The organism is Brevibacillus borstelensis, from assembly GCF_003710865.1.
GTDB lineage: Bacteria > Bacillota > Bacilli > Brevibacillales > Brevibacillaceae > Brevibacillus > Brevibacillus borstelensis.
On sequence record NZ_RHHO01000040.1, the window covers coordinates 23045 to 29209 of the forward strand.

A 6165-nucleotide genomic window follows, 5' to 3' on the forward strand; every position below is an offset into this window, starting at 1 on the left:
GGCGCAGCGGCGGTCTCGTTGCTCATACAAGCCTATGCAAGCCAAACTGGTGTAGGGGGATTTTCGTGCAAAAAAAGAGTAAAGTATTAACCTGCGCACTGCTTGTCTGCAGCTTGCTCGTACCCTCGGCTGCAAGTGCTGCAAGCTCGTACATGCCGTATTCAGATATCAGCAAGCACTGGGCGAAATCGTCGATTATCAGAGGGGCGCAGTACGGCCTTTTTGCTTCCGGTGGTTCGATCGAGCGGTTTTATCCCAACCGCGAGCTGACGCGGGCAGAGTTTGTCGCCTTGATGGACAGGGTTTTCGTTGTCGGACAGCAGCACTTGTACCCGCTCACTTTTCTGTCGGAGCATGATGAGTTTGGAAAGGGAGAGGGTTTTGACGAGCCGTATCTTCCATATAAGGACGTCGACCGGCTGACATGGATGTACGGCCCGACATTGCGAATGTCGGTTCTGTTGGAGCGCTTGTATGGTCCTGGTGCGATCCAGGAGATTTTCCCGGGCCAGCTTTTTTCGCCTAATCAGCCAATCACCCGTGAAGAAGCGGCCAAACTGCTCGCCATTTATACAATGGAGACGGACCAACAGAAGGCGTGGAACATGGTCAATGAGTGGGGATGGCTCACAGGCAGACCGTCAGACAAATTAAAACGTGGAGAGGCAGCGGTTGTTTTTGACCGTCTGGTGCAGTTCTTGCAGAGAGATGTAATGCTGCCGCTGCTCGATTATGACGGCCAGAAGTTTCCGATGGTTCCGGAGGTTCAGGATATGTTCCCGCTGTTTGCCCCTTACACGGATCAGGTGACGGGGGACGATCAAATATACGTCAACGCTGCGGAAGCGATCCGGTTTCATGAAGATTCCGAGGAGACCTTCCGCGCTTTGCGCAAGCTGGCGGAAGGGACCTTTGACAATAAAGTGGGTGTGCACTATTACCTTAGCTGGGACCCTGACACCGAGATTGCAGATAATCTGGAGCATGCCTTCAAGGCGATCGACGCCTACTTCGATGATCGGATCGTTTTGCCCGACACCCTGCAGCTGTTAGTCGCCAATGTATATGACATGGCTTTGCAGACAGGTTCGACAGACCCGAAAATGTACGAGAAGATTCTCGAACGCCTCAACGGCTACGAGCAGAAAATCAGGAAAAATACGAAAGAGTCGGAAGCGCTGGCTATCTACCAAGCGGCGTTGGAAGTGAAGGTTGGCCATATGGACAAAGCCCTGGAGATATATCGTGCGTTCGCTCCTCATCACCAGGAAGCTTTGAAAAACCTGGTCTACTATCTCGTTCAAAACGAGCAGTTGTCAGAAGCGGAGGCGTTTCTTGCAGGACTGCAACCCAAAAAGACAGAAGTGGAAATCATCCAGCTTACTCGTCTCCTCCAGCAGGAATTGGCTATCGACTTGGAGCAAGCATCCATTGTGCGGGATCTGAGCTTTACGATGGGCCGCATGGAGAATTTGAAGGGATACAAGGCGGAAGGCGAAGCTGTTCTGAGGGGCTTTCTGGTGAAATATACGGAAGAGGTAGACCGTCTGAGCAAAGCTAGACATGCGACGGGAATTTATCAATCACCGCAAAAGCTGGTGCTCGACAAATGGGAAAGTTATACGGATACAGAAAAGAACATCAAGTATGAACGCAATTTTGATTCCGAAAGCTGGGAGCCTTCCAGGGTTGACCAGCAGGAATTCATGTCAGATTATGTGGCCGGTATGAGTGTCAAGGACCGGGCTCGTATCCTTGGGGCCAGATATTACAAGCAATCATTTGGAGAATACGACATCATCACCGAATGGATACCAGGCGACAAAATCGTGGAGGCTGCCCAAAACGTATCGCTCAATCACGGGAAGATCAAGAGCGTACCGGTCTACATGAACAAGTACTACATTGACAGTGACTCCGATCTGTTGGTGAAGCACGTTTGGCGTTATGAAGAAGTGTATAATACGCAAGAATACGTCGCCTACGCGGGAGAGGAAACGTACAAGACCCAGGTCGATGTACGGGTTTCCATTCCGCGAGAGGTCGTGAAAGGGGCAGCGCGATGAAGCGGATCTTCTCGTGGGTAATAGCAGCTTTACTTGTATTTGGAGTTTCTTCAGTCCATGCTGCCGATGGACCGTTTGCGGAAACAGCAGAGGTCTACCATCAAGTGCTGGACAATCATTTGAGCAGGCCCAGCGAAAAGCAGCTTGTCCAAGGCGCTCTTGAGGGAATTAAGAAGCTGGCGGAAAAAGAGAGCAACTTGTCTTTGCAGTATTCTGCTGAGGACGACACGCTAGAAGAATTGGAGCGGCGCCTGTCGGAGTGGAAGGATAAGGCGAAGCTCGATGCTTCCACGTTAAACCGTTTGGCAATCGAGGGGATGCTGTCAACCCTGGACGACCCTCACACGATGTTTTTTACAAAAGATGATCTGGAGCTTTTTCAAGCAGGTGTTGAAAATCAGCTAGTCGGCTTTGGCTTCCGTATGCGTTTTCAGAATGGGTTGATGCTGATCAGAGAGATCATTCCGAATTCGCCTGCCGCAGCCTCCGGGTTGAAAAAAGGAGATCAGCTATTGGCAGTAGATGGAGCTTCGCTGAAAGGCAAAAACGCCGAAGAAGCATATCTGATGCTCAGAGGGGAAGAAGGCACAGAAGCGGTTTTGACAGTGTTTCGGCCAGGAGAAAATCGGGAGCTTCAGGTGAAGCTCAAGCGCGCGGCGATTACTGTTCCTGAAGTGGAAGGGGGTCTCTTCCAAGACGGGAGGATTGGCTATATCGGTCTGGAGACATTCGGTTCGGAAGCAGCCGTCCAATTCCATGACAAACTCGACCAGATTACGAAGCAATCGCCTTCATTAAAAGGCTTGCTGGTAGATTTGCGCGACAATGGCGGCGGATACTTGTCGAGCGCTCGGGATATTGCCAGCTTGTTTATGGAAGAAGGACTCTTGATGTATACGACCAATCGCAATGGCGTAGAAGTGCAGACGTGGGTGCGAAATGGCCGGGATGTCAACTATCCTGTCCGCATTCTCGTCAATGAAGGGACTGCTTCCGCTTCAGAGCTGCTCGCCGGGGCTCTGCGGGATAACGGCATCGCCAAGCTGGTCGGCACCAAGACGTTCGGAAAGGGCAGCGCTCAGCAGATTATTCCCCTTTCAGAGGGAGATGCGCTGAAAATCACTTTGCATGAGTATTTTACGCCGAAGCATACAAAGGTGAATCACGTCGGGCTGGAACCGGATGTCAAAGAGGAAGACTATGCGGCACAAGTCGTAAGAGCTCTCCACTCGATCGGCGTAAACAGCTTTCAGCTGGAAGCAGAGGATGGAGACACTGTTGTGAATGGGATTGCTTTTGCTGCTGTTGACCCTCTGTTTAAGAAAGATGAACAGGGAAAATGGCTTATCCGTGCAAAAGTTCTCTCCAGTGTAATCGGCGATGAGTCGCTAGGTGCAAACGATTACGTAGACATCACGCCATATCTGCAAAAGTATCCGACTTTGCGGTTGGCGACTGACAAGGATGCTCCTGTATTAACGTATCAAGTGTCGGGAAGGTAAACAGATTCCAAGTCTCCTGCTCTCTGCCAGAGAGGGGAGGCTTTTTTCTTTTGACGCATAGCGGAATGGGAACGGCAAACAATAACAAGTACGACTACAACTTTGGAAAAGGAAGGCATACGGATGAAGAAAGTACTCCTCTTTTTAATCGACTCCATGATGCCTGACGTGTTGGAGCAATGCATCGCCGCGGAAAAAGCTCCGGGACTGAAGTTCTTCATGGAACGAGGACAGTACATCCCGGATTGCGTAACCGTGTTTCCGACAATGACTGCCTCGATTGACTGCTCATTGATAACAGGAGTATATCCGGATCAGCACAAGATCCCCGGTCTGGTCTGGTACGACCCCGACAGCAAAAAAATGATCAACTACATTAACGGCACAGTACCGGTTAGTAAAATAGGGTTGGAACAATGCGCAACGAATGTTCTATACGACCTGAATGACAGGCATTTAAGCCGAAAGGTAAAAACCATCCATGAGGAATTGGAAGAAGCGGGCCTTGTCTCAGGTTCCATCAATGTAATTGCGCATCGCGGTCACAAACGGCATAAGCTTTATTTGCCTCCCGCCCTTGATGCTGCAACCGGTTTTTCTTTGCGGGAAAAAGTGAGCGGTCCTACTATCATGAGCCTCGGTACCCTGGTAAGACCCAGCTTGTTTCGGCCGATCATGTGGAATTGGTCCCAATCTGCTGCGAGGGGGTATGGAATAAATGATACGCATGCAATCGATGTTTTGATCGAAGTTGTATTGAGCGGCAAGCAGCCCGATTTTACTTTGGTCTATCTGCCTGAAAATGATCACAAGCTTCATCGTGCCCCGCATGAGGCTGTTCAGCATTTGAGTGAAGTGGATGCGGAACTGGTGCGCTTCCTTGATTCCTACCCGTCCTGGGAGCAAGTTCTGGAGGAAAACGTCTGTATTTTCATCAGTGACCACGGACAGACATTGATCGGAGAAAGCACTGACCATAATGTCGATTTGATGAGTCTGTTGTCCACCTTTTCCATTCATCGGCTGGGAGCAAATGTGTCCGCAAACGACGAAATCGTCCTTTGCAATAATGAACGAATGACGTATTTGTACCCGCTGCGGGAAAACGACTTGATGAAGATTGTCGAGGCTGTCTCTTCGGATGTGCGGATTGATCTGATTTCCTGGAAAGAAGGGGACAGGGTAAAAGTCCGACGGGGAGGGACAGACAAAAGCTTGTCCTTCTGGAAGGGCGGAATGTACCAGGATATCTATGGACAGAGCTGGTCTTTTGAGGGAGACCTGCAAGTGCTGGATGTCAAACTTGACGGGGATCGGCTCCTTTTTGACGAATACCCGGATGCCTTTTCGCGTTTGTATGGCTCGCTTTTTTCGCAAAGCATCCCTGTTATTGTCTTGACAGCAGCACAGGGGTATGAATTTGTTTCAGAAGCTGCACCCACGCATCTTGGAGGAGGAAGCCACGGTTCCCTGCACAAGCGTGACTCTCTGGTGCCGCTTTTAATTGCCGGAGCGTCTCGCCACTTTTTGTCCCCGGCCCGTTTGGTCGATGTAAAAGATTTTATTCTTCAGGAGCTTGGAGTGGCAATTCCAAAGCAGTAAGAATGGGCAGGTGGTCGGACCATTTTACCGGGATCGTCTCATATTGATGGATTTTCCAGTGAGGCGACGCGAAGATATAGTCTATACGCCTTTGGAAGGTAATAATTGTTGAAAGCTGCCCCCCTCCGCAAACAAGGGCACAATCATGCAAATCAGGAGCAAAGGAAGCATTCGCCATATTAAAATCGCCCATGAGGACGAGAGGGCTTTCTTTATGTTGCTCTGCCAAAGCTGCGATGAGCTGCATCTGGTTGCGGCGAGCGGCTTGGTTTAGACTGCAATGAGTCACCCAAATCTGTATGGCCTGTTCCCTGTACGAGAGCGATGACTGCAAGAGTGTGCGCTTTTCTTTACGGGATGGGAGGGCAACTGTCTGGACATCGGTGATGGGAAAGCGTGACAAAAGCGCGTTTCCATAATGACCATCGGCAAACGGGATGGACGGGGAAAAGGCGAGTTCGTACTGAAGCTCTTCCGCCAAATAGGATGCCTGGAAGCCAAACTTGCTGTTTTGGTGCACTTCTTGCAGGCCAATGATGTCGGCTTGCAGCAATTGAAGTGTTTTCGCCATTTCTCGCAGACGTTTGCGCCAAAACAAGTCCCTTCCGCTATGGATGTTATAGCTGATGAAGCGCAGCATTTTTGTCTTCCTTTCCGTTCTTTATGAACCCTCGGCTTTTCATACTCATTAAAAGCAGTATGGTCACACTTTCCACTTGCATACACCTGTTAGTTGTGGTAGATTATTTCTTCCAGACGTCGTTCAGGTTCTGCTTTTTTGCTTTTTAGAGTAAATTACTTAGAATTTCCTGTTGCAATCATTTTTAGACTATGCTATATTAAAAAGCGTCGCCTCGATAGAAAACGAGTGGCGAGATGTTCCTTGAAAACCGGATAGAATCAATCTGTTAAGCTTGTGTTTAACTTGAAGTCAAAGATGTAAACTCAACTTTATTGGAGAGTTTGATCCTGGCTCAGGACGAACGCTGGCGGCG

At 49.7% G+C, this 6165-nt stretch carries 4 protein-coding genes; 3 read left to right on the forward strand and 1 reads right to left on the reverse strand.

The features are described 5' to 3' along the window. The first annotated feature begins 65 nt into the window (after nucleotides 1–65). The 3 genes from EDM54_RS20565 to EDM54_RS20575 all read left to right on the forward strand — a co-directional run bounded on the left by EDM54_RS20565 (nucleotide 66) and on the right by EDM54_RS20575 (nucleotide 5170). Nucleotides 66–2066 carry an S-layer homology domain-containing protein gene (locus tag EDM54_RS20565; RefSeq protein WP_122958719.1) on the forward strand — a complete coding sequence of 667 codons (2001 nt, stop codon included), beginning with the start codon at nucleotides 66–68 and terminating at the stop codon, nucleotides 2064–2066. Next, nucleotides 2063–3568, forward strand: a complete 1506-nt coding sequence (locus EDM54_RS20570; protein ID WP_122958720.1) for a S41 family peptidase — start codon at nucleotides 2063–2065, stop codon at nucleotides 3566–3568. Before EDM54_RS20565 ends, EDM54_RS20570 begins: the two co-directional genes overlap by 4 nt. A 123-nt stretch (nucleotides 3569–3691) precedes the next feature. Beyond that, nucleotides 3692–5170: an alkaline phosphatase family protein gene (locus tag EDM54_RS20575; protein ID WP_003390577.1), complete on the forward strand. Its 1479-nt coding sequence runs from the start codon at nucleotides 3692–3694 to the stop codon at nucleotides 5168–5170. Here EDM54_RS20575 and EDM54_RS20580 read toward each other — a convergent pair. Further along, nucleotides 5130–5810: an endonuclease/exonuclease/phosphatase family protein gene (locus EDM54_RS20580; protein WP_003390574.1), complete on the reverse strand. Its 681-nt coding sequence runs from the start codon at nucleotides 5808–5810 to the stop codon at nucleotides 5130–5132. The two genes, EDM54_RS20575 and EDM54_RS20580, sit on opposite strands and share 41 nt — an antisense overlap. Nucleotides 5811–6165 lie beyond the last annotated feature (355 nt).